The organism is Nitrospira sp. Vd2, assembly GCF_979581665.1.
This window is the reverse complement of record NZ_CEFZSK010000037.1, coordinates 106,278-128,285: the sequence shown is the minus strand read 5'-3', so window position 1 is coordinate 128,285 and position 22,008 is coordinate 106,278. Positions and strand designations below refer to the sequence as shown.

Annotated in this window: 16 protein-coding genes; 15 read left to right on the top strand and 1 reads right to left on the bottom strand. The window is 61.4% G+C overall.

Features of this window, described 5'->3' with window-relative positions; all coding sequences use genetic code 11:
- Positions 1-4: 4 nt before the first annotated feature.
- The 11 genes from AC1U7K_RS14055 to AC1U7K_RS14005 all read left to right on the top strand — a co-directional run bounded on the left by AC1U7K_RS14055 (position 5) and on the right by AC1U7K_RS14005 (position 16,921).
- Entirely contained in the window at positions 5-667 is a 663-nt protein-coding gene (locus AC1U7K_RS14055) for an outer membrane beta-barrel protein (RefSeq protein WP_480252068.1), read from the top strand.
- A 277-nt stretch (positions 668-944) separates the two neighbouring features.
- Positions 945-1,526 carry a hypothetical protein gene (locus AC1U7K_RS14050; RefSeq protein WP_480252067.1) on the top strand — a complete coding sequence of 194 codons (582 nt, stop codon included), beginning with the start codon at positions 945-947 and terminating at the stop codon, positions 1,524-1,526.
- A gap of 114 nt (positions 1,527-1,640) precedes the next feature.
- Positions 1,641-2,051 carry a hypothetical protein gene (locus tag AC1U7K_RS14045; RefSeq protein ID WP_480252066.1) on the top strand — a complete coding sequence of 137 codons (411 nt, stop codon included), beginning with the start codon at positions 1,641-1,643 and terminating at the stop codon, positions 2,049-2,051.
- A 213-nt stretch (positions 2,052-2,264) separates the two neighbouring features.
- Positions 2,265-3,413: a sensor histidine kinase gene (locus AC1U7K_RS14040; protein WP_480252065.1), complete on the top strand. Its 1,149-nt coding sequence runs from the start codon at positions 2,265-2,267 to the stop codon at positions 3,411-3,413.
- 198 nt (positions 3,414-3,611) lie between these two features.
- A complete protein-coding gene (locus AC1U7K_RS14035) occupies positions 3,612-6,077 on the top strand; it encodes a cytochrome c (RefSeq protein WP_480252064.1) in 2,466 nt (821 codons plus the stop codon).
- Entirely contained in the window at positions 6,074-7,054 is a 981-nt protein-coding gene (locus AC1U7K_RS14030) for a hypothetical protein (RefSeq protein WP_480252063.1), read from the top strand. The genes AC1U7K_RS14035 and AC1U7K_RS14030 overlap by 4 nt, the downstream gene beginning before the upstream one ends.
- 185 nt (positions 7,055-7,239) lie before the next feature.
- The gene (locus AC1U7K_RS14025) at positions 7,240-9,675 is read left to right on the top strand and encodes a hypothetical protein (protein ID WP_480252062.1); all 2,436 of its coding nucleotides are present in this window, start codon (positions 7,240-7,242) and stop codon (positions 9,673-9,675) included.
- 88 nt (positions 9,676-9,763) lie between these two features.
- A complete protein-coding gene (locus AC1U7K_RS14020) occupies positions 9,764-11,737 on the top strand; it encodes a GMC oxidoreductase (RefSeq protein ID WP_480252061.1) in 1,974 nt (657 codons plus the stop codon).
- Positions 11,738-11,763: 26 nt separating this feature from the next.
- Complete coding sequence (locus AC1U7K_RS14015; RefSeq protein WP_480252060.1) at positions 11,764-13,194, top strand: patatin-like phospholipase family protein; 1,431 nt, start codon at positions 11,764-11,766, stop codon at positions 13,192-13,194.
- A 25-nt stretch (positions 13,195-13,219) separates the two neighbouring features.
- The gene (locus AC1U7K_RS14010) at positions 13,220-16,558 is read left to right on the top strand and encodes a hypothetical protein (RefSeq protein ID WP_480252059.1); all 3,339 of its coding nucleotides are present in this window, start codon (positions 13,220-13,222) and stop codon (positions 16,556-16,558) included.
- Between the two features lie 54 nt (positions 16,559-16,612).
- Entirely contained in the window at positions 16,613-16,921 is a 309-nt protein-coding gene (locus AC1U7K_RS14005) for a HesB/IscA family protein (protein ID WP_480252058.1), read from the top strand.
- A 28-nt stretch (positions 16,922-16,949) separates the two neighbouring features.
- On the opposite strand, the gene AC1U7K_RS14000 is transcribed toward AC1U7K_RS14005, so the two are convergent.
- Positions 16,950-18,635, bottom strand: coding sequence for an ATP-binding protein (locus tag AC1U7K_RS14000; RefSeq protein WP_480252057.1), 1,686 nt, complete (start codon positions 18,633-18,635; stop codon positions 16,950-16,952).
- A 311-nt stretch (positions 18,636-18,946) separates the two neighbouring features.
- Here AC1U7K_RS14000 and AC1U7K_RS13995 point away from each other — a divergent pair, with 311 nt between their 5' ends.
- The 4 genes from AC1U7K_RS13995 to AC1U7K_RS13980 all read left to right on the top strand — a co-directional run bounded on the left by AC1U7K_RS13995 (position 18,947) and on the right by AC1U7K_RS13980 (position 22,007).
- A complete protein-coding gene (locus tag AC1U7K_RS13995) occupies positions 18,947-20,296 on the top strand; it encodes a GAF domain-containing protein (RefSeq protein WP_480252056.1) in 1,350 nt (449 codons plus the stop codon).
- Between the two features lie 471 nt (positions 20,297-20,767).
- On the top strand, positions 20,768-20,917 hold the full coding sequence (locus tag AC1U7K_RS13990; RefSeq protein WP_480252055.1) for a hypothetical protein: 150 nt from the start codon (positions 20,768-20,770) through the stop codon (positions 20,915-20,917).
- A gap of 129 nt (positions 20,918-21,046) precedes the next feature.
- Complete coding sequence (locus AC1U7K_RS13985; RefSeq protein ID WP_480252054.1) at positions 21,047-21,472, top strand: VanZ family protein; 426 nt, start codon at positions 21,047-21,049, stop codon at positions 21,470-21,472.
- A gap of 151 nt (positions 21,473-21,623) precedes the next feature.
- Positions 21,624-22,007: a response regulator gene (locus AC1U7K_RS13980; protein ID WP_480252053.1), complete on the top strand. Its 384-nt coding sequence runs from the start codon at positions 21,624-21,626 to the stop codon at positions 22,005-22,007.
- Position 22,008: the final 1 nt, after the last annotated feature.

Genomic DNA, 22,008 nt, shown 5'->3' with positions numbered 1-22,008 from the left:
ACTAATGAATAATCGGCGGCAGCATTCTACAGATAGGTGGAGAAGTGGAATCGGGTTGATTCCGGCTCGCGTCGCTTTCCTCATCGTGCTGTTCGTCGGCAGTGGGCATGCCGCCGAATGGACGCCGGGAGGTGCGCAGACGGGTAAGTGGATGTTCGGATTCCGCGCTGGCTTTGCGCCGTTGACGCAATCCTTGAGGACGAACACCTCGACGGACGTCGGCTCGCTGGTCAACTTCCAAGGTATGTATGGCCTCAATAAATGGGTGATGGCGGGGCTCATGCTCGAGTGGGAGCGGCACGGGGTCAGCCTAGAACGCCCAGATGTGGATCTAGGCCATCTCGATACGATCTCTCTCCTGCCGACCGTCGAAGTGCGGCCTGGAAAGATCGGGCCGATCGCGCCGTACGCGTCGATGGGATTCGGCGTGAATGTGAACTCTTTCGGCGAAAGCAGCCAGTTCGGCGGCTCGATCTCCCCGAGCAATAATTTTGCGTGGCGGTTGGCGTGGGGTGCGGATTACTTCTTGACCTCAAAGCTCGCACTTAACACCGAAATGGCGTACAAGCGCAATGATGGCCACGTCACGATCAACGGAGTGCGCTCCGATGACTGGAACGCCTCCTCCTTCGGGTTTCTCTTTGGCGTCCGACTGTTCGTCAATTGATCCTCCGCCCAGTCGAGCTTTTCTTCGATCAGACCGTATGACATCAACGCTGGGGTGAGGAGGTTTCAGCCACGACGGCCCACCAACTCGGCGGGGCGGGATGGCTGGATGACAGGCACAACATGCCTACCTCTCCCCCGAAGAAGTGTTCGTAGATACTTTTACCCGAGCACTTGTCCGACTATCGCTTACGTGTGAAATCGGTTAGAGTTAGCCCTGCCGGATCTTCCTCCTGCTCATTCGGCTTTTTTCTTTCTCTGTCGCAAGGAGGTCTGGCATGGGTCGTCCCGGTCGTCCCCTCAGTCCCCACACTCCCGCCCTGATGATCGCCGCGTACGATGCGTGGCGCCGGACAGGCACGCTCCGGAAAGCGGCCGCTCAGCTTGGCCTAAGCCACGAACGCGTCAGGCAGCTCGTGAGCCTTGCCGTCCAGCACGGCGTCGTCCCCGCACTTCCGTCGAAGGACAGCCAGCTCCCGCCGAATCCCTTTCCGGACCGCTCAACGACCATTACGGTCTTGAAGCAGTACGGGACGTTGGCCGCCGTGAGTCGCGCAACGGGTTATCCCCTGCAGCGTTTACACCGGCACGCACGGCGCTATGGACTTCATCTCGCCGACCTGCTGCGGCTCTATCGCCTGCATCGCAAGCACGTCGTCGCGATCCGCCGGTACATCGAAGTGTGCGCGCGCTTCGGCTATCATCCGACGACCACGGAGCTTCAAGCGTTTCCCGAGGGCAACAAGGTCGATCGGTTTATCCGCCGCCACTGGGGCTCGATTGAGGCCTTCCGCTCGGCATATCGCATCGTGCTGCACGGACCTCTGTCCCGTGCCGTGCCTCGGCAGACGGCCGCCTGAACGGCTGTTCGGGCTCGCTACAACGGCCGCTTGCCGCAGTCAATCTCGTCGGAGTGGCTTGGCGCTTTGAACCGCCCCCCGAGTCGTGTTACGCTTCTCACAAAGGAGAAGCTGATGGGCGCCAAGTTGCGGCAAGTGATCTCGCCTATCGTATTTGGTCTTGTCCTCTCGGCCGGTGTTTCGGCCGCCGCCGATCCGGCGGAAGTGGAGAAGTTCGTCAACGCGCGCGTTGAGATCGGGGAGATGATGACGAACTACTTCCAAGGCGGAGAGCGATTCAAGGAAGGCCAGCGCCCGTCGCCCGAACAGATGCGGGAGATGGGGGCCGACATTAACGCGAAGCTAGGACAAGTCCTGGCGAAGTATGACCTCACGGTCGAGGAGTACCGGAAGCGGAGCCCGGAAGTCTTCGCCGACGACGCGGCGGTCAAGCAGTACCTCAACGAGCATCCCGATCTCAAACAACGGTATGAGGCGTTGCCGTTGGATCGCATGGGCCGCGGCGGGAGCGGACGCGGATACTGATCGGGCGCATTTCTACATTGCGATCGTCCTCGCACCTTGGCTGTTGGGCGTCCCCTTCGCTTCATCCACACTTTCTTCCTCTTTACATTGTCTCTTCCGTCGAGCTAAGCACCGCCCTCCGTGCCGCCGCCGTTCCCCGCGGCTGTCGAAAGCCGTTCTCGATGTGACGCCTCTGTAATTGCTCTCTCATGGTCCGTCCGCTAGAGTAGCGGGATGACCTCGATTGACATTGCGCCTCCGGCACGTCTCACCGTCGCGACCTTCGTCGTGATGCTCGCCGTCTTTGCCGTGGACCTCGTCATGCCGGTCGCGTTTCCACTCGGCGCGCTGTACGTCGTGCCGGTCTATTTCACGGTGTGGTTGAAGAACCTTGCCGTCATTATGATCGTCCCTGCCCTCGCCACGGTGCTCGTCACGGCCGCGTATGTCTTGGCGCCACAGGAAGGCGCGTCCACCTATACCTTGATGAACCATGCGCTCGCCGTCGTGTTGATTTGGATTACGGCCAGTGTTGCGGTTGTCCATCGACGTCTGATGGGACAGGTGCGGGCCTTGACCGATTCGTTGGAGCAGCGCGTCCAGCAGCGGACGCGAGAATTGGAAGCATCGAACCGAGAACTACAGGAACTCAATCGCCTGAAATCAGCCTTCGTGTCGGTGGCCTCCCATGAGATTCGAACGCCGGTCACCGCGATCAAAGGATATGCGGAAAATCTTCGCGATGAGATTCTCGGGCCCATCACGCCGTCGCAAGGCCAGACTTTGGTGCGGATTCTCGCGAACGTCGAGCGCCTGATGCGGACGATCGAAGAATTGCTCGACCTGGCCAAGATCGAAGCCGGTCACGTGCAATTAGTCCCGAAGCCGCTTTCCGTCGGCGCGCTCTTCAAAGAGACTGTCGATATGATGCGGCCGATGGCGGACCGCAAATCACTGAAGATCATCATTCATGACCCGCAGCCCGACCTGTGGGTGCAGGCGGACAAGGACAAGCTCCAGCAGGTGCTGACCAATTTGTTGCAGAACAGTATCAATTTCACGCAGGCCGGCGGTCGGATTGAGCTGTCCGCGGGTCAAGACGGATCAGCCGCGGAAGTGAGTGTCGCGGACAATGGCCCCGGCATTCCTGAGGATGAATTGCCGAAGGTCTTCGATCGCTTCTACCGCGGGAGCGCCGCACCCCGAGCCGGCCAAGGCGCGGGTTTGGGCTTGACCATCGTGAAAGGTCTCGTCGAATTACACGGTGGCGAGATCACGGCACACAGCCGAATCGGCGTCGGCAGCCGGTTTGTGATTCGGTTGCCTGGCCGGGCCATCGCGCCTCCGGTCCCGACGTCCGCGTCAACGGCCAGCGTTCCGTAGCGCCTCATGTGTTCGTCCTGGTCTCGTTCGTCAGACTCCGTTGCCGTCTCACAGAGAACAACTGGTCAAGTATTTGGACACGACGATCGCTCCCCGAAATTCCCTCTCGACAACTCTCCAGGGAAGTGGACAATATAGCGCCGCCACAGCGTCGCCCGCGAGCGCCGCTGCGCTTCGGGTCTGCCGTTACCGACCATCGTGTCCACCTTGGCTCGCTATATGTTGGTCGCGGCCTTCGCCGCGACCGAACTATCGTTGACGGCGGCGCTTGCCGCTCCGCCACGTGATCTCACCGATCCGTGCCTCAAGAATGACAAGATAGTCCTGAACGCGTCCGAGCGGGCGGGATGTGAAATCTGGCTGAAGGCCACAGCCGGCAATGCACGCTTCTACACGTACGTCTTTCAACAGCGGCTCGGGGTGCTGATCGACTGGTATGGCGTGTTGAACGCGCCCTCGCGCGGCGAGCGGTTTCGGACGTGGGGATTGATCAACGACCCGGCCTGCTGCACCCCGGGCGACCCCGACTGTCCGATGAACAGTCTCGACAACACGTACGGGTTTGATTACTGCCCGGGCGATGACGCGTTGCTTGCAGCGCTCGGGGAGCGGCCGATTCGGTATCGCGATCCGGCGTGTGACTTTCAGGATGCCCCTCGGCCGCCCGGTCATCCGCATGCCGCCGCCGACCGGCAGAGCGCCTGCGATCTGGAATTCGGGACATCGGCAGGGGCGATGGGATTCCGGAAATTTCCGAATCCCCGCTTCAATCCCGAGGCCTGGCTCGCGCTGAACGGCACGAAGGCGTCGTGGGAGGGGTTCCGCAAGCGGCTGGCCGATGCCTCCATGGAGCCGCCGTTTCGAATCGGCATCTCGTGTGGCGCGTGCCATGTCGGCTTCAATCCGCTGCGGCCCTTCACGCCGCCGTACCGGCCCGAGTATCCCGCGGTCCAGCATCTCTCCGGCACCGTCGGGAACCAGTACGCCCGGATCATGCAGATTTTCGTGTCCGGCATGCCGCGCGACAGTTTTCAATGGCAGGTCTTCGGTCACGCGAGGCCCGGAACGGTCGATACGTCGGCGATTCCAACCGATCAGATCAACAATGCCGGCACCATGAACGCGTTCATTGATTTCTGGCAACGCCCGCTGTTCACCGAATCGATTACGAAGTGGCGCCCCGTGAGCCAGTGTGTTGCCGGATCACCCGAAGAGACGTGCTGGTGCGAGCCGGGCAAGGCGACCAAATGTTGGCGGAAGCAGACGCAGATCGAGCAGGTTCCTCATTTCCTCAAAGGCGGCGAGGACGGCATCGGCGTCTACGAAGCTCTCCAGCGCGTCTATCTGAACATCGGAAGCTGCGCCGAGGTGGCATGGATCAACCATCTGACCGACCTCTGGCAATTTTCGTCCCACGAACGAGGCTACGGGCAGACGCCGGTCGACATCGGCCAGACGCGCCGCGATTGTGCGAACTGGCGGGCGATCGAGGACCGCCGGCACGATCTCCTGAACTATGTACTGAGCGGGCGCTCGTTCGATCTCCGGGAAGCGCGCGAGAACGACCGGCGTGCTGCGAAGGCGGACGCGATCTATTCGGAAGCCGATCTCATCCGCGATCTCGACGAGGAGTTCGGCGCCGGGGCGGTCGAGCGCGGTCGCCGGCTCTTTGCCGCCAAGTGCGCCACGTGTCATTCGAGCCGCGATGAGAAGCAGTTTGATCCGTTTCGCGAACGGAATTTTCGAGCGCTGCTCCCGGGCGATACGGCCGGGGTGCACTTGGATCACCTGGGGAGCGACGAGGCGATCCCGGCCGCCGAGCTTGCCATCAATCCCGGCCGCGCGCTCCATTCGAATCACCTACGCGGCCACGTCTGGGAAGAATTCGCGTCGGCGGCCTACCACGAACGGGCCGAGGCCGTGCTCGATGGTCTCCCGGAAGGCCACGTGAATGGGGGCCGCGGCTATTACCGTGCCGTTTCGTTACTGAGCGTGTGGGCGCACGCCCCGTTCCTCCACCACAATGCAGTCGGTCCCGAAGTGTGTGGGACTCCGCACGATCCGTTTTACACGTCTCCTTATATGGATGCCCATGGACGGCCCTTGGCTGAGTCTCCTCCGTGTTGGCCCTTCGATCCATCAGTGGAGGGCCGCTACCGCCTCTTCAAAGCCTCCATCGAGCAACTGTTCACGCCGCCCGCGCAGAAGAAAATCGATCGGGCATCGGGCGTTCGCCACATCGGACCGTTCGGGATCGAACTGCGGTTTCCCCCCGGCGTGCCGGCCGCCGCGCTCGGGAATTTTCGCCACAAGGATTTCATTGCGGACCTGCAACTCGTCATGCGAGCGCGATCAGGCTCGCGAGGGGCATTGACGGACGATGAGCACGAGGCGGCGCGGCGCATGTTGATGGGTGGATATCCAAAGTCGGACCCGATACGCGACGTCGCAGCGCGGACGATTGTCGAGCGGATCAGTCGATTCCTCGCGGACCCCGGCTCTGAGACGCTCATAGACACACTTCGTGCACTGTGGCCGTTCTATACGAACAACCCGGATATGAACGAGACCCGCCACCATCCGCGCGGTCATCCGTTCTTCGTCGGTGCGCCGTTGAACGAGCAAGAGAAGCGCGACCGCACCGCTTTCTTGGCGACGTTATGATGGCGACACGACGAAGACGAGACTGCGGCGCCGCGACGGTGATCGGCATCCTCGATTGCATGGGGGTGCTGCTGGCGCTTTCACCCGTCGCCAGCGCGGATCTCGGTTTGATGATCCCGTTTGCCCCGGTCCCGAGAGAGGACGAATGTCGCGCGGAGCTCGAGCGGAAGTTGCCATCGAGTACGATGATCGACCGCGAGCGGTATCGCTGTAAGCCGGATTTTGCCTGGCTGGAGCATCGATGGCCGCTGACCAATGAGATGAAACGGCGGCTCGCGGCCGATTTCGGTACGCTACTCGGCGCCAACCAAGAGCAGCTCGATCAGATCTATGCGCGGCTGACCGCCGGCCCCATCCCGGACGGCCGCTTCGACGTCGCGCTATTTGGCGCCACCGATGCCGCGGACCGGCATCCGCTGCCCGATCTTCTGACGCTTCTGCCGTCCGATGGCCAAGTCCTTCCGCAGGTCCTCGCGCGGCTTGCGCCTGTCGACGTCGGACGACGGATCTGGCGGCAGAACATCTTCCGCAAAGCGGACCGGCTGGTATGGACCCGCGTGGCCGATGAGCCGGCCTTGTTCGATGACCTGTTGCCGATCCTCCAACATACGATCGGGTTTGAGACGATCGATGATCGGGGCCATGCCGGTGGAGCGCAGGTGCTCGCGAACGTGTATTGCGGCCAGAGCTTGTTGGATGGCCGCCGGGAATCCATCGTGCTCGACTATCGGTTCGTCGAGACGCTGCCGTCCGCGACCTCTTCGTGGGTGACCACTCTCCTGGGAGAACGGGGTCTCCAGGTGCGCAACGAGATGCGATGGCTTGCGGCAGGCGTCTATCTGGGTCGCGTCTATTTCGGGCGGTTCTTCGCATTCAACTTTCTCTTGACGCGGCAGAGCGGCGGAGACGCCGAACCCGGCGAGGACTGCTGGCCGATGGCGGCCGACTCCAGGGCTGCAATCCGCTCAGGCGAATGAAAACGGCCAACGAAGCCACACCACACCACAAGTCCCTAGCACTAGGGCCACCGCACCTACGTACCGGCTCGGCGTTACTGATGGTGTAGATGCCTGGCTGGGTGGTATACGGCGTGCCTCGTAGGGCGAGGGCATTGATCAGGCGGACAGGAGGAACGGTGATCGTGAACATCCTTGAGAGAAGCATGGCGAAGCTGGCAATCGTGGGCGTGCTGGGCGTGGTCGTGCTGATCAGTTGCGTGACCCAGCAGCGCGGGATCCCTGGGAAGGTGGTTGATGAAGCGCGAGCCGTCGGCCGTGCGCCATCCTCGTTCCCCGCCGCCGATGAGGATTATTTTCACGATATGGACGGCGGAGCCGCGCTGTCGCGTGAAGAGATTCAGGGCCGCAATACGTGGATCGTCTGGACGGCCGGAAACGACCGACTCTGGGACACGCTGGGCAAGGCGAGCTTCGGCAATCTGGACTTCTTAAAGACCCTCTCCTCGCACCCGAGCCTGAAATTCAGCCGCAACAATCGCTGGCATTACCTGGGGCTCGTCAATGAGCCGTGTTTCGAAAAAGCGACCGGCCCTGATCCCAAGCGATACGGCCTGTGGCTCGACCGGCGTCGCGATGACTGTCCGGAGGATCCGTTTGCGAACGAGAAGAAATATCCCGGGGTCGCGATCGGCGCGCGGGGAAAGAATCTACCCGTCGGCTCGTACTACGGAGAGCCGACCGGGATCGTCGGATTGCGGCTGTTTCCGAATCCCGACTTCGATGAAGCCGCCGAGAAGAGGTGGGACCCCAAGCGGTACTACGAAGACCCAAGCTACTATCTCTCGAAGGATCTCGTGCGACCTTATCGCGTGGGCATGTCCTGCGGCTTCTGCCACGTCGGTCCCAATCCCGTCAATCCTCCGACCGACCCCGAGCACCCGAAGTGGGAAAATCTCAGCTCGAACGTCGGCGCGCAATACTTCTGGATCGACCGGATCTTTACCTGGGACGCCGATCCGTCAAGCTTTCCCTTTCAAGTATTCCACACGTCACGGCCGGGCGCGCTCGACACGTCGCTCGTCTCGACCGACAACATCAACAACCCGCGCACGATGAACGCGGTCTACTATCTGGGCCCGCGGCTTGAGCAGGCCAAGCGCTGGGGGAAGGAGACCTTGGCGGGCGGAAGCCTCGACAACAAGCAATTCAACGACTATGTCAGCAGCGGCCCGCTCACGGCATTTTTCCAGGCCCCGAACACCGTGTGGACGACGCGTGTGCTGAAGGATGGGGCCGATTCCGTCGGCGCGCTCGGCGCGCTGAATCGCGTGTTCTTGAACATCGGCTTGTTCAGCGAAGAATGGTTGCTTCATTTCAAGCCCTTGATCGGCGGCCAGCCGATTACGCCGATGCGGATTGCGATCGCGCGGGAGCACTCGGTCTATTGGCAGGCGACGGAAGCACAGACGCCCAATCTCGCCCTCTTCTTTTTGAAGACGACCGGGCCGCACAAGTTGAAAGATGCTCCGGGCGGCGCGAACTACCTGACGAGCGATCTGGGGCAACTCACACGCGGGAAGGAAGTCTTCGCCGAACGGTGCGCGCGCTGCCACTCCAGCAAACTCCCGACTCCCGCGGTCGGGCTCGACCCGGGCGGCTGCGGGGGGCCCGGCTATCTGGACTGCTGGAAGAAGTACTGGGAGTGGACGAAGACCGAGGAGTTTCAGCGCGAGATGAAGAGGATCGTGCTGCAGGAGGATTTTCTCGAGAACAATTTCCTCTCCACGGACGTGCGCGTGCCGGTGACCCTGCTCGAGACCAACGCGTGTAGTCCCTTGGCGACCAATGCGCTCGCCGGCAACATCTGGGACAACTTCTCATCTCAGTCGTACAAGGACCTGCCTTCGGTGGGAAGCATCACCGTTCACCATCCGCTGACCGGCGAGCCGCGGAGCTACGCGATGCCGGCGGGCGGTCGGGGATACACGCGGCCCGCCTCGTTGGTCAGTCTCTGGTCCACGGCGCCGTTTCTTTTGAACAACAGCGTGGGACGGTTCAACCCGAGCCCGAGCGTCGAGGCGCGTCTGCAGTCCTTCGAGTCCTCGATCGAACAGCTGCTGTGGCCGGAGAAGCGAGACAAGGATCCGGTGTTCGGCGACCGGGTGCCGGGAGTGATCGATCGCACGACGACGACGAGCTATCTCAGGATCCCCAAGGGATACTTGCCCGAGGTGCTGCAAGACCTGGAGTTGCTGGAAGAAGGGCTGTTCCCCTCGATCTTCGAGAAAGGCGGCATCGAGATCGGACCGATTCCGGCCGGGACGCCGGTGAATTTGTTGGCCAACGTGAACCTGCTGCCGGAAGGCATGACGCCGGTCGAGCGGCTCGCCCATCAGAAAAAACTCCTCAAGCTGCTGGTCCGCATCAAGGCCGACTTAAAGAAGCTGCCGAAGCACGCAAGCGATGAGCAGGCCCGACAGGTCTGGCGCAACGTGGCGGAGCCGCTCCTCGAATTCAACAAGTGCCCGGATTTCGTCGTGAACCGCGGGCATTACTTCGGCACGAGCTTTCTGAAGGAGGAGCCCGGGCTCAGCGACGAGGACAAGCGCGCGCTGATCGAATTCCTGAAGACGTTCTGAGCGCCAATGGTGTCACAACCTGCATCAGTTGTTCCTCCATCTGGGGGCGAGATCGGGTTACGACAACGGTGATCGAGAAAGGACCGCAATGACTGATTCCAAGAGCCGCCGTGATTTTCTCAAGCTCGCTGCCGCCGCGGGATTGACACTGTCGCTCGACGGGTGTGCGAGCTTGTCCAAAGGAGCACCGAAGCCCGTCGCCTGTGCCACACCCGCCGCCCCAGCGGACGGGGAGACGTTCGATTACGTCGTCATCGGATCGGGCGCGGGCGGCGGCCCGGTCGCGGCGAATCTTGCGAAGGCCGGATTCCGGGTGGCGCTGCTCGAAGCCGGCGGGGACGACACGAACGCGAACTATTCCGTCCCGGTGTTCCATGGCTTCGCGACCGAAGACGAAGCGCTGCGCTGGGATTACTTCGTCAAGCACTATGCCGATCCCGACCGACGCAAGCGGGACAGCAAATACGTCGCCGACCAGGATGGCGTGCTGTATCCACGGGCCGGCACGCTGGGCGGCTGCACGGCGCACAATGCGATGATCACCGTGTATCCCCACAACAGCGATTGGGACCACATCGCGCAAGTGACCGGGGATCCGTCCTGGAACAGCGATGCGATGCGGCGGTATTTCGAGCGGCTGGAACGCTGCCAGTACGTCCACGGACTGATCGAGAAAACGGAGAATCCGAGCCGGCACGGATACGACGGCTGGCTGACGACCAACATGGCGGATCCGACGCTGGTCATCAAGGACAAGCAGTTGCTCGCGATGATCGCGTCCATGGCTGAAGGCGCGCTCCGGGACGATATCGGAAACCCGCTGCACGTGCTGCGAAGCCACTTTGATCCCAATGACTGGCGCATCGTGGTCGACAACCCAGAAGGCGTCTTCGGCACGCCGGTCGCGACGAACGCCGGCCGGCGGAACGGCACGCGGGAATACCTCCAAGCCGTGGCCAAGGGCTGTCCAAACAATCTCACGATCGTGACCCACGCGCTGGCCACGCGCATTCTTCTTGATAGAGAGAAGCGGGCCACCGGCGTGGAATATCTGCAGGGCCGCTCCTTGTATCGCGCCGACCCGCGGGCGAAGAGGGCACAAGAAGGATCGCGGCGCACGATCAACGCCCGGCGCGAGGTGATCCTGTCCGCCGGCGCCTTCAACAGCCCTCAGCTGCTCAAGCTCTCGGGCATCGGGCCGAAGGATGAATTGGCGCAGTTCGGGATCGAGGGGCACGTCGACCTCCCCGGTGTCGGGGAGAATCTCCAGGACCGCTATGAAGTGGGCGTCATCACCGAGATGGATCGTGATTTTCAAGTGCTGCGCGACTGCACGTTCCAGCCACCGGCTGCCGGCCAGCAAGCCGACCCGTGCTTTGCGGATTGGGAACACGGGACCGGGGTCTACACGACCAATGGCGTGGTCGTCGGGCTGATCAAGCGTTCGCGGCCGGAGCGGCCGCTTCCAGACCTGTATATCTTCGGCGTGCCGAGTTATTTCAAAGGCTACTTTCCGACCTACTCGGCCGTCTCACGTCAGCACAAGAACTATTTCACCTGGGCGATTCTCAAGGCGCATACTCAGAACACGGCGGGCCGGGTCACGCTGCGATCGGCCGATCCGCGCGACGTGCCGGAGATCAACTTTCATTACTTCGACGAGTCCAACGATGCCGCGCAAGAAGACTTGGAGTCCGTCGTGGACGGCATCGAATTCGTCCGCCGCATTTCGCGCAAGGCGCAGGGCGTCATCAAGCGCGAGGTGATCCCGGGCGAAACCGTCGCTACGCGAGACGACCTTCGCACCTTCGTCAAGAACGAAGCGTGGGGCCATCATGCGTCGTGCAGCAATAAGATGGGCCCCGCGAGCGACCCGCTGGCAGTGGTCGACAGCCGGTTTCGCGTGCATGGGACGAAAAATTTGCGCGTTGTCGATGCCTCCGTCTTTCCTCGTATTCCAGGTTTTTTTATCGTGTCCGCTATCTATATGATCGGCGAAAAGGCGAGTGACGTGATTGCGGAAGATGCCCGCGCGGGAGACCGCCGCTCCGCCGCGTCGTAAGTCGCAGACCGAACAAGGAGCGCTTGATGGTGTCCATGTTCCTCGTGATCCTCTCGACCCTTTTCCTGCTCGCCGGCTGTAGCCCCCACATCCTTCACCCCGCCGCGCTTCCGAAAGGCGACACGATGTTTGAGCCCCTCCCCGATGCGTCGGAGACGCTGGTCGGCGTCGCACTGTCGGGCGGCGGGAGCCGTGCCGCGTATTTCAGCGCAGCCGGATTGGAAGCACTCGCTCAGGTGCGGGTCGGGGCGGAGCGCCGCTCGCTGATCGAGCGCATCACGCACATGTCCAGTGTGTCGGGGGGCAGCGTGGCCTCCAGTTACTTTGCGACGCAGAAGCCGCCGGCCACGGTCCCGGTCTTGACCGGCGAGACCCTAAGCCCGACGTACCGAGCGTTTTTCGACGCGTACCGAGATGCGATGGCGGAGAACATTCAGTGGGGCATCGAATGGCGGCAGGTGATCAAGAACCGCTGGCTCAGCTCGCCGAAGCGTGCCGCCTCCTTGGCGGACGTGCTCGACCGCTCGTACTTGAAAGGCGTCACGCTGGCGGACCTCTACGGGCGCGAGCAACGACGAGATGCCCCGCAACTGATTATCAATTCGACGCTCTACAACAACGGCCGGCGCGTGGTGTTGACGACCGTGCCCCCTGCGGACTTCAAGTACGACTTTGTCCAGATCCTGCAGGATGAGCTGAAGACCCGGCATGACGGCAGGCCGCTGCCTCCCGCGTTGCGTGTCGCCGAGCGGGCGTTGATGCCCAATACGTTTCAAGAGTATGGCATCGATGCCCGACAGATTCCCATCTCCTACGCGGTGGCCGCCTCCGCCTCATTTCCTTTCTTTATCGGACCGATCAGCGTCGAATCACCAATCCACCCCGACACCTACCTCCACGTCGGGGACGGTGGACTGTTCGACAACCAAGGAACCGAATCCCTGCTGCAGGTGTTCCTGAAAAAGCTGGAGGACCGGAGCCGGGGACCGGTCAAGCGTGGCCTGGTCATCGCGTTCGACAGCTCGTTCCCCTTCTGGATCGAGAACACCACGCTCGATCATCTGAAAGATGGCTTCAAAGTCTTCGTCGATGATCCCTCGCGAATCGTCGGCATCATGGAACAACGCGCGAACGCCTATCAGGCGACCGCCTGGCACATCTTGCAAACGGAGCGGGTCGTCTTGCCGGACGAAACGGTGCTCAAGATCATCGTGATCCGGCACACCGACCTCGACATCTGGCCGGAGCAGGCCGACGCGCTCGCCAAGTTGATGCCGGACGCCTGCGCCAAGGAACGGAATCGACTCACTAAACGGGAGCAGGTCCGTGAGCACCTGGCCATGATCCCGACCAAGTTCAAACTGCCATCAGACTGCGATCGGGCGCTCTTGCGGCTCGCCGCGCAGCGGGGCGTGGAGCGGCTGGTGCCGGAGATCGTGCAGTTCCTGAGCCAGTAGGTGGTTCCACAAAGAGGTTGTTCCTATGCCGACTGGTCGGCTCAGCCTGCCGTTCACGTTCTCGGAAGTGCTCGCGGAAGAATATTCGGTGCTGAAGGGGCTCGAGCCGCCGCCCCGCGCGGATCCCACATTTGTCCCGGAAGATTTTCCCGACCCGTCGGCGCTGATCGCCGATATCCGCGATGAAAAGACGGCACTCTCTCGGTACATCATGAGGCGCTATGGGTCTCGCCTCGCCCCTGAGACCCTTGTCGTGATCTTCAACGAGCTGATTCACGATCCCACCCTCTATACCAGTGAGCGGTTTACAAAGGTCGTGTTGAGCAGCCATGCCATGGAGGCCGTTCGCCTTCTCCCGCAGCTCAGGGAGGAAGACCGGGTGCGGGTGCATCGCCTCCTGCTCGAAGAGGCGTATGGCGTTTCCGTTCGCAAATTGGAAGATCGGCGCCGGACCGAGGCGTATGGTCGGCTTCATAACAACCCTGATCCCCTTGCCGCGCTGTGTCTGTCCGGCGGCGGCATTCGAAGCGCGACGTTCGCGCTCGGCGTGTTACAGGGTCTTGCCCAGCAGGGCGTACTGAATCGCTTCTCGTATCTGTCGACGGTCTCGGGCGGCGGCTACGTCGGAAGTTGGCTCTCGGCCTGGGCGTACCGTCATCCGAATGGTCTCCCGGGAGTGATGGAGGCGCTCGGGCATCCTTCTCATTCGCCCACTACCCCGGAGCCGCCCCCGGTCCATCACCTTCGTGCGTACAGCAACTATCTGACCCCTCACCTCGGCCTTCTCTCGGCCGATACGTGGGCGTTGATTGGCACATACGTCCGCAACGTGATCCTCAATTGGCTGATCCTGGTTCCACTCCTGATCGTGGCAATCTTGGTGTCGCCATTACTCCTCGCCATGCTCCTCGCGCACGGAGACCTGGCCAAACTGCTCATCGGCCTGGCGAGCGGTGCCGTGGGGCTCACGTATATGCATCTGCTCAGGCCAAGTCTGAACAAGTATCGGAGCCGCTGGCCGCTTCCCGAAGGTCAAGGGTCGTTCCTTTTGTGGGGGCTCGGGCCTATTATGGCATCGGGCATCCTGCTAGCCATGTATGCCTGGCATCACCGGGAACAGCTCGGTACGTGGCACATTCCTGTGATCTGGGCGACGGCCTTCAACCTCCTGACCTGGTTCATCTCGATTGCCATTCGTGGCCGGCCCAGCACCTGGGGAGAGAGGGGCATCATCCTGCTGTCCGGCGGCTTCGGCGGCTGGCTGCTCTGGTACGTCTTGATGCGCGCGCCGCACGCCATCGATGCCTCGTCCTACCTCATGTTGTCCCCGCCGGCGTTTTTGGGCATCTTCCTTTTCGCCGCGACAGTGTTCATCGGATTGGCCAGTCGGTCGACCGACGATGAAGATCGCGAGTGGTGGGCACGGGCCGGAGGCTGGATGCTCATGAGCGGCCTTGTCTGGATCGCGGTCACGTTCCTGACGCTCTTCGGGCCTTCCTGGTACGTTGAGATCGAACACCGCACGATCCCGTGGCTGTTGGAAGGCATGGGGGGAGTGACGGGGCTGCTCACGCTCCTATTGGGCTACAGCAAACGCACGTCGGGTCCTTCCGGGCAATTGGCGCAACCGGGGTGGAAAGACCGAATCGGCAATCTCATTTTGGCGTTCGTCACGCCGCTGTTTGTCGTCATCCTCGTCGTGCTGCTGACGATCTGGGTCCAGGACGCGCTCGGCGTATCGTATGGTTGGGTGGTGGCCATTACGAATGTGCCTCAGTATCTCGAATGGAGGCCGCTGACCGCCATCATGTTGACGTGCCTGGCGTTGGCTGCGACCGCCTCCTATTTCATCAACATCAACAAATTTTCACTGCACGCCTTGTATCGGAACCGGTTGATCCGCGCGTACCTGGGTGCCTCACGTCTGCAGCGGACGCCAAATCCGTTCACGGGATTCGATCCACTCGATAATCTCCCCATCACGTATTTGAATCCTGTGTTTCTCTGGCCCCACGATATTCGGGATGCGGGACGATTGGTGGAGAGTCTCGAAGCGGCAGTGGCGCACGCCGTTCACCCCGATCTCAAACGACTGGACGGGTTGCTAACAGAGATCCGGTCGGCTACCCAGGATCGCCTTGGCCGACGGCTGCCGCCCCGGATCGAGGCTCGGCTTATAGAAGCGGTCAACGACCTGATCGGAGGACCACCGCTCGGCATCGCCGAAGACACCCTGAACCGGCTCGTGTACTCGGTGCAGGACTCCGATGAAGGCGGCCTCGTGCAATCTCTCGCGAATCGCAAGGTGATCGAGCGACTCTGTCCCGGCGGGATTGAGCCGTATCCGTTGCCGAAGCGAGCAGAAGGCGCCGGTGAACCGGGCGAAGATCAGTCCAATGACGGCGGGGGACGGGATGCGTTACGCCCACATCGCTTCCTGCACATCCTCAATACGGCGTTGAATCTTGTCAAAGGCGAGGAACTTGCGTGGCAACAGCGTAAGGCGGAATCGATGACGATGAGCGCGCTCCATGCCGGCAATCATCAACTGGGTTACCGGAGCGCCAAGCAATACGCCAAGAAGAACGGCCATTACCCCCTGACGCTCGGGACCGCCATGGCGATTTCCGGTGCAGCCGCGAGTCCCAACATGGGCTACCACTCGTCCTCCGTCGTCACGCTGCTCATGACGCTCTTTAACGTGCGCCTCGGCTGGTGGTTCGGGAATCCCGGCCCGGCCGGCGCCGACGCGTACCAATATGATGGTCCCCGCGTCGCGCTCGTGCCCCTCCTGCAGGAAGCCTTTGGCTTCACTGACGACACGAAGCGGTTTGTCTATCTGTCTGACGGCGGGCACTTCGAAAATCTCGGCCTGTATGAAATGGTCTTGCGACGGTGCCGGGTCATCGTCGTGTGCGACGCCGGTCACGATCCGGAAAGTCATTTCGAAGACCTGGGAAACGCAATCAGAAAAATCCGCATCGATCTTGGCATCCTCATCACCGTCGAGCGGTACGCGAAGATCCTGCCGCGGAGCCGCAAGCAGACCGGGAAGTATTGTGCCATGGGCCGGATCGGGTATTCCGGCGTGGATGGCGGTCCTCCGGACAAGGACGGCGTCCTGATCTATATCAAGCCGACGATCAGCGGGAGCGAATCGGCCGATATCTACAACTACGCCATGGAGCACCCGGACTTTCCGCACGAGCCGACCAGCAATCAATGGTTCAACGAATCGCAGTTCGAAAGTTACCGGATGCTCGGCCGTCATATCATTGATGAGATCTCATCGTCCGACACTGCAAATGCCCAAGACCCGCTACACGCGTTCATCATGAATGTGGAGAATTATTTAAAAAAGTAAGCGGGCGCTCACCGATGGGCGATCTCGCGCCGGAAACACGTGGAGAGTCGCGCCATGATCATTGTGACACCGGCCGCACGCGCACGGTTAGAGGAGTTGCTTCGCGAGCATCCGGAAGAACGGGTCGTGCGAATTGTCGTGACCGACATTGATGAGAAGCGCCTGTCGATGACCCTCACCCTGGAAGGGGAGCCGCAGCCGGACGATGAAGTCGTCGACCTCCAAGGTCTCACGATCGCCGTTCCGCCTGAGAGCGCAAGGCGGCTGGAAGGCGTGAGGCTGGATTACAGCGACGAGGGACGGTTTCAATTTCATCACCCGACTCCGCCGCAGCGTGAATTGCGGGTGATTTCCTTAAATTGAGCGGCGAGCAAGAGTCCCCTGAAACCTTCTAACAGGGGTGCTTCGAAAGCGGCAGATGAATCGTCACCTCGGTCCCTTGTCCCGGCGAGGACTGCATGGTGATTTCTCCGCGATGCGCCTTGATAATCCCGAAGGCAATCGAAAGGCCGAGGCCCGTTCCTTCGCCCACCTCCTTCGTGGTAAAGAACGAATCAAAGACCCGCGGCAGGTTGTCGGGCGCGATCCCGTCGCCGCTGTCCGTAATGCTGATCCGGACCACGCCATCGACCACACGTGACGACACGGTCAGCACCTTGGTGGATGACGCCTTCATCGCATCCAGCGCGTTCGTGAACAGGTTCACCAGCGCCTGTTCGAGCTGGATCCGGCATCCCTCGACGTAGGCGTGCTCGGCATCGAGCCGATCAACAAGGTCGACGCCTGCCATCCGGATACGTTCCACGAGCGATGCCAACGCGGTCCGTATCACGGCGTCGATCTGAAGGGTCGTGAAATTGCGCCTGCTCGAGCGGCCGAAGATTCGCAGGTGATGAATGATACTCGCCGCTCGATTGACTTGCTCCTCGGCGGCGTGCAGATACGTCACCAAGCGTTCCTTGAAGTCGTCGTTCTCATGTTCCGAGAGGATGTCGAGGGCATTGCCGACGAACAGGCCAATATTGTTGAGCGGGTTGTTCAGTTCGTGAGCCAGCCCGGTCGTTAGCTCGCCAATGGAGGCAAGCTTTGCGTTTTGCACGAGCTGCGCCTGCTTGTCGCGAAGCTCGTCCTGGGTTCGCTCGGCCTGTTCGAGCAGGCGTTGAATTTCGGCTTCGGTACGCTTCCGGTGATTGATATTGAACAGCGCGCCGATCAGACGCGGCATCCCTGCGCCATCGGAAACGAACGTTCCTCGCCCCGCCACCCAGACCACCTCCCCGGTGTCTGCCGTGATGATGCGATAGTCGTGGCTCAATGGCGTGCCAGTTGACCGGCTGCGGGCAATATCCCCGATGACCCGATCCCGATCCTCGGGGCGGAGCCGCTGCTCCCACGCGGTTCGACACGGAGTGATGGTCGAGGGCGCATATCCCAACAGCGAGAAAAACTGGGGTGACCACACCATGTGCTCCGTTTCGAACTCCCACTCCCACAGCGCCATCCCGGAACCGGCGACAGCCAATGACAGACGTCGTTCGTTGGCGCGGAGCTCGTCCTCGGCCTGACAACGTCGCACGCATTGCGCAATGCCGCCCGCGATGCCACCCAGCTCATCGAGAGTTCGCTCCCCGAGTTCATGGCGGGAAAACATCGCCATGACACCGACAACGCGGTCACGCGCGATCAAGGGATAGCCGGCATACGCGATCAACCTTTCCCGCGTGACCCACTCCTGATCCCGAACCCACGTTTCCTCATGAAGGCGGTTTGTCAGGTGAGGGCGGCGCTCACGCACGACGCGACCAATCTTGAGCGAGGTCGCGACGGGGATCCGACTAAAGGTGCCGTGAAGGTTTGTCGACAGGCCGGCGCTCGCCGCCAGTACCAACGTCCGCTCGGTGGAGTCGAGCAACCAGATTCGGGCAAACGCGAGGTCCAGGTGCCAAATCAGCGATTCCACGCACTGCTGCAGGATTTGCTCGAGCGGTTCGGAAGCGGTGAGGATCTGGCTAATGCTCATCGCCAGATTGGCGACGGATTCTCGCTCGAGAATGCCTCGCTCGTCAGAGAGTGACATCAGCGCTCCGATGAGGATGAGTGGAGTACGTTGTCGTGCGATCCCGCCGTGGCTGAGGGTGGCCTTGCGCAAGGCAGGTTTCGGGGGCGGCAATGCGTACCATGAGGAGGCAGAATGTTGCCAGATGAGCGGCATCGCCGCTATCGTCGAGACTGCTACGGCATTACACCAAGTCCTCGGGCCTCCTCAGCCGTAATGGCGTAAGGCGTGAGACTACGGGAACGTCTCAATCGTCCTCTTCTGCCCTCCGGAAGGCACAGCCGAAGATGGATGAAGGCAAGGGTGCAAGCGATGACCGAGTCCGGTGCATCATGTGGGCAGACGTTCTCGACTCACAACACTACTTCTTCAATCCCTATTCGCTGCCGCCCCTCGCCACGGCGGCCGGGCTGTTGTTCGTGGTGCTCCAGTTCCTCATGCACCGCCTGCAGCGCGCGATTCGACTTCCCTTAGTCCTTACCTTCCTCGCGGCGACGATTTGGCTCGTCGCCTTCCATTTCATGTATGCAAGCCGGACCGAAGCGAGTGCCTTGGTCTGGGCCAAGGTCGCCTACTTGGGCGTGCCATTCATCGCGGTTGCGACGTACGATCTGGCCGTTCGACTCCGCGGGCTGTATCAGTCACACAAACTCGTGGTATGGGCCGCTTGGGCGGTCTCCACCGTCTTCGCCGTCCTGGCGTTCGACTCAGACCTCATTCCGCAAGTCACGCGGCAGTGGTGGGGGTTTTATCCGCTGTACGGCGAGGCCGGCTGGCTGTTCATCGGCTATTTTGCCCTCATGGCCGGCGGGAGTCTCTGGCACCTCTATTTCGCCTATCAAGACGCCACCTCGGTGAATCAGAAGCGCATGGTCCAATTTGTCACGTTCGGCATCGTCGCCGGCTATGCGGCCGGCGTGGATTTCATCCCGAAGCTGGGCCCGACTGTCTACCCGTTCGGCTACTTTTGCGTCTTCGTCGCCGCTCTGCTCGTCTCCCAGGGGGTCGGCTCGTTGGAGGATTGGCGGAGTGAATGGAGGGATGAGACCGAGCAAGATGAAGAAACGAGGCGGTTGCATGTCCAGCAGCGAGCTCTCTTGTCGATCGCCAAAGTGGTCGTCCTCCACGGCCGGCCGTCGGAAGCCATCAAAGCCATTCTCGAAATGACTGCCGATGCCATCGGCGTGGAGCGGGTCGCGCTCTGGCGATACGATAGTCGAAGCGGGCTCCTTCAGTGCCGGGACCTCTACCGGCGGTCCACTCGGTCGCATCGAATCGCGGCCGGGCAACTCGTTCAACCGACGCCTCGATATCTGGCCCCCCTCATGGGCGGCGAGATGGTCCCGATCGATGATCTCGCTGCGGATCCTCGGATGATTCCCTTCATGGGCGTCTACCTTGGTCTCGAAAACGGGGTCTCGGCGCTCGAGATTCCCATTCGGTGCGGCGACGAGCAATTTCTCGGTGTCTTGTCCTGCCATGCCCTGGGAAGGTACCGCCACTGGCACGGCGATGAGCGCGAGGTGGCCCTGCTCATTGCGACGCTAGTCGCTTCCCTGATCGACGCGGCGATCTCCGGTGAACGGGTCCCGCAGCAACTCGGCTACGCGTCCCTAGCCGTAGAGCGACTCTTCGATGAACTCATCCGGCGCGATGGATTCCTTGCCGCCATTCATTCTTAGCGTCGCAAACAGGCGGGGCCGAAGATGGTCCGTGAATGGTGCTCCACTGGTTCAACATCCCAATGAGCTCTGGTCGTAGGTAGACCTTGTAAGGCCATTTGGCCATCTTTCGTTCGTGGGGGTTGCTTCTTATGATCGCTTACCGATGACCGAGGACCAAGCCCGCGCATTACGCGATCGCTGGCGCCGTCGCGTCTCGGCCGACCCCTGCCGACACTATCAGCTCGAGCTGGAATGGACCGACCAAGGCGAATCGACTGGGATCTACGTCTGCATCATGTGTGGGGAAGAGGTTTGCCGTGTCCCGTCCACCGGGCCGCATCCTCACTAGGCCCCTCCTACTGAATCGCTCGGCCGCAATCCTACCCAGGTTACTGTACGGTATTCCTGCGAAGCCATTTCAGGTCCTCCCCGACAGACAAGGCGTGGGGCGGGCGCTAGAAAAGAATGAGGGGGCATCGGAGGAGCGACATGGCCGTCCTGGATTGGGTGCTGCTGAAGTTCGAGGTGTGGCATAGCATCATCGGCCTCGTGCTCGTCGCTATCTTTTTGGCAACGCTCTTGGCCGCCGTCTATGCGAGCTGGAGTGCGTACCACGATCGCTTCACCCCGCGGAAATAACATCGACCTCTGCGATCTCGATTCAGCGATCGGTGTCCGGTCTCGACTATACTTACTGGTATGCCCGCAATCGCTCAACGCTTCGCTGCCCGTTTCTTGACGCGCCGTCGTTTGTGGGCGGGCTGGGTCATGCTCATTATCATTGGGACGACATGGCCTTGGAACGGCTTTCAAACGACGGCCTTGTGGTGGCGCATGACTTGGATCCCGGCCGGAATCGCACCAGGCGTGATCGCGCCGGCTCTTATGCGCGACATGGTGATCAATGTTCTCCTCTACCTTCCGTTCGGGTTTTGGTGCCGGCTGCCACGTACGCGTCTTGGCGCATGGAGGGCGATCTTCAGCGCCCTCATGCTTGCAGCAGTCTTGTCCGCGACGACTGAGACCTTGCAACTGTTCAACGTCACGAGATTCCCCTCTTTTCCGGATTTCCTCATGAACGTCGTGGGCGCGTTCGTCGGGGCCGTATTGGCTGAGGTCGATGGCCGGCTCTGGCCATCCGCCGCATCACTCTGTTCGGACACCCGCACCTCGATTTCTCCGTTCGTGCCGTGAGCTGACGAACCCCCGAACGGCTCTGCCCATTCCTCGCCTTCTGCGTACTTCGTCTATGGCCGTTTCTCCTGCCGACAGGCCTATTTCCTACACCCACGAACCGCGATTTTCTTTTACTCTCCACGGAAATGACCGCACGGATTGTGACGCTATGGTGACAAGGCGACGACTATTGATCATGGATGACGACCCCGCTCTTCTCCTGGCCTTGGCAGAGTGCGTGGGCCATCATTTGATTCATGTCCTGGTGGAGGTTGCACAAACCGCCGCAGCCGGCCTTCATGCGGTCACTGTTCACCGATTCGATGCCGTCTTGTGCGATATCACCATGCCGCACATGGACGGCTTTGCTCTTTTGCATCGCATTCAACGGATCGCTCCCGGTACGCCGGTAATCCTGATGACAGGGCAGATCGAGGCCGCCCTCGAGCAGCAGGCGCAAGCGCAAGGAGCGTGGGGCCTCATCCGTAAGCCGGTGAGCCGCCACGATCTCATCCATATGATCACGGCGTTGCTCCCGGCCGAAGCGTGCTGAT

Excerpts from the sequence above, each read along its gene's own strand:
- AC1U7K_RS14020 (WP_480252061.1), top strand. The coding sequence starts at position 9,764 with ATGACTGATTCCAAGAGCCGCCGTGATTTTCTCAAGCTCGCTGCCGCC.
- AC1U7K_RS14015 (WP_480252060.1), top strand. The coding sequence starts at position 11,764 with ATGGTGTCCATGTTCCTCGTGATCCTCTCGACCCTTTTCCTGCTCGCC.
- AC1U7K_RS14010 (WP_480252059.1), top strand. The coding sequence starts at position 13,220 with ATGCCGACTGGTCGGCTCAGCCTGCCGTTCACGTTCTCGGAAGTGCTC.
- AC1U7K_RS13980 (WP_480252053.1), top strand. The coding sequence starts at position 21,624 with ATGGTGACAAGGCGACGACTATTGATCATGGATGACGACCCCGCTCTT.
- AC1U7K_RS13995 (WP_480252056.1), top strand. The coding sequence starts at position 18,947 with ATGTGGGCAGACGTTCTCGACTCACAACACTACTTCTTCAATCCCTAT.
- AC1U7K_RS14025 (WP_480252062.1), top strand. The coding sequence starts at position 7,240 with ATGGCGAAGCTGGCAATCGTGGGCGTGCTGGGCGTGGTCGTGCTGATC.
- AC1U7K_RS14000 (WP_480252057.1), bottom strand. The coding sequence starts at position 18,635 with ATGTCACTCTCTGACGAGCGAGGCATTCTCGAGCGAGAATCCGTCGCC.
- AC1U7K_RS14055 (WP_480252068.1), top strand. The coding sequence starts at position 5 with ATGAATAATCGGCGGCAGCATTCTACAGATAGGTGGAGAAGTGGAATC.
- AC1U7K_RS14040 (WP_480252065.1), top strand. The coding sequence starts at position 2,265 with ATGACCTCGATTGACATTGCGCCTCCGGCACGTCTCACCGTCGCGACC.
- AC1U7K_RS14005 (WP_480252058.1), top strand. The coding sequence starts at position 16,613 with ATGATCATTGTGACACCGGCCGCACGCGCACGGTTAGAGGAGTTGCTT.
- AC1U7K_RS14030 (WP_480252063.1), top strand. The coding sequence starts at position 6,074 with ATGATGGCGACACGACGAAGACGAGACTGCGGCGCCGCGACGGTGATC.
- AC1U7K_RS13990 (WP_480252055.1), top strand. The coding sequence starts at position 20,768 with ATGGCCGTCCTGGATTGGGTGCTGCTGAAGTTCGAGGTGTGGCATAGC.
- AC1U7K_RS13985 (WP_480252054.1), top strand. The coding sequence starts at position 21,047 with ATGCTCATTATCATTGGGACGACATGGCCTTGGAACGGCTTTCAAACG.
- AC1U7K_RS14050 (WP_480252067.1), top strand. The coding sequence starts at position 945 with ATGGGTCGTCCCGGTCGTCCCCTCAGTCCCCACACTCCCGCCCTGATG.
- AC1U7K_RS14045 (WP_480252066.1), top strand. The coding sequence starts at position 1,641 with ATGGGCGCCAAGTTGCGGCAAGTGATCTCGCCTATCGTATTTGGTCTT.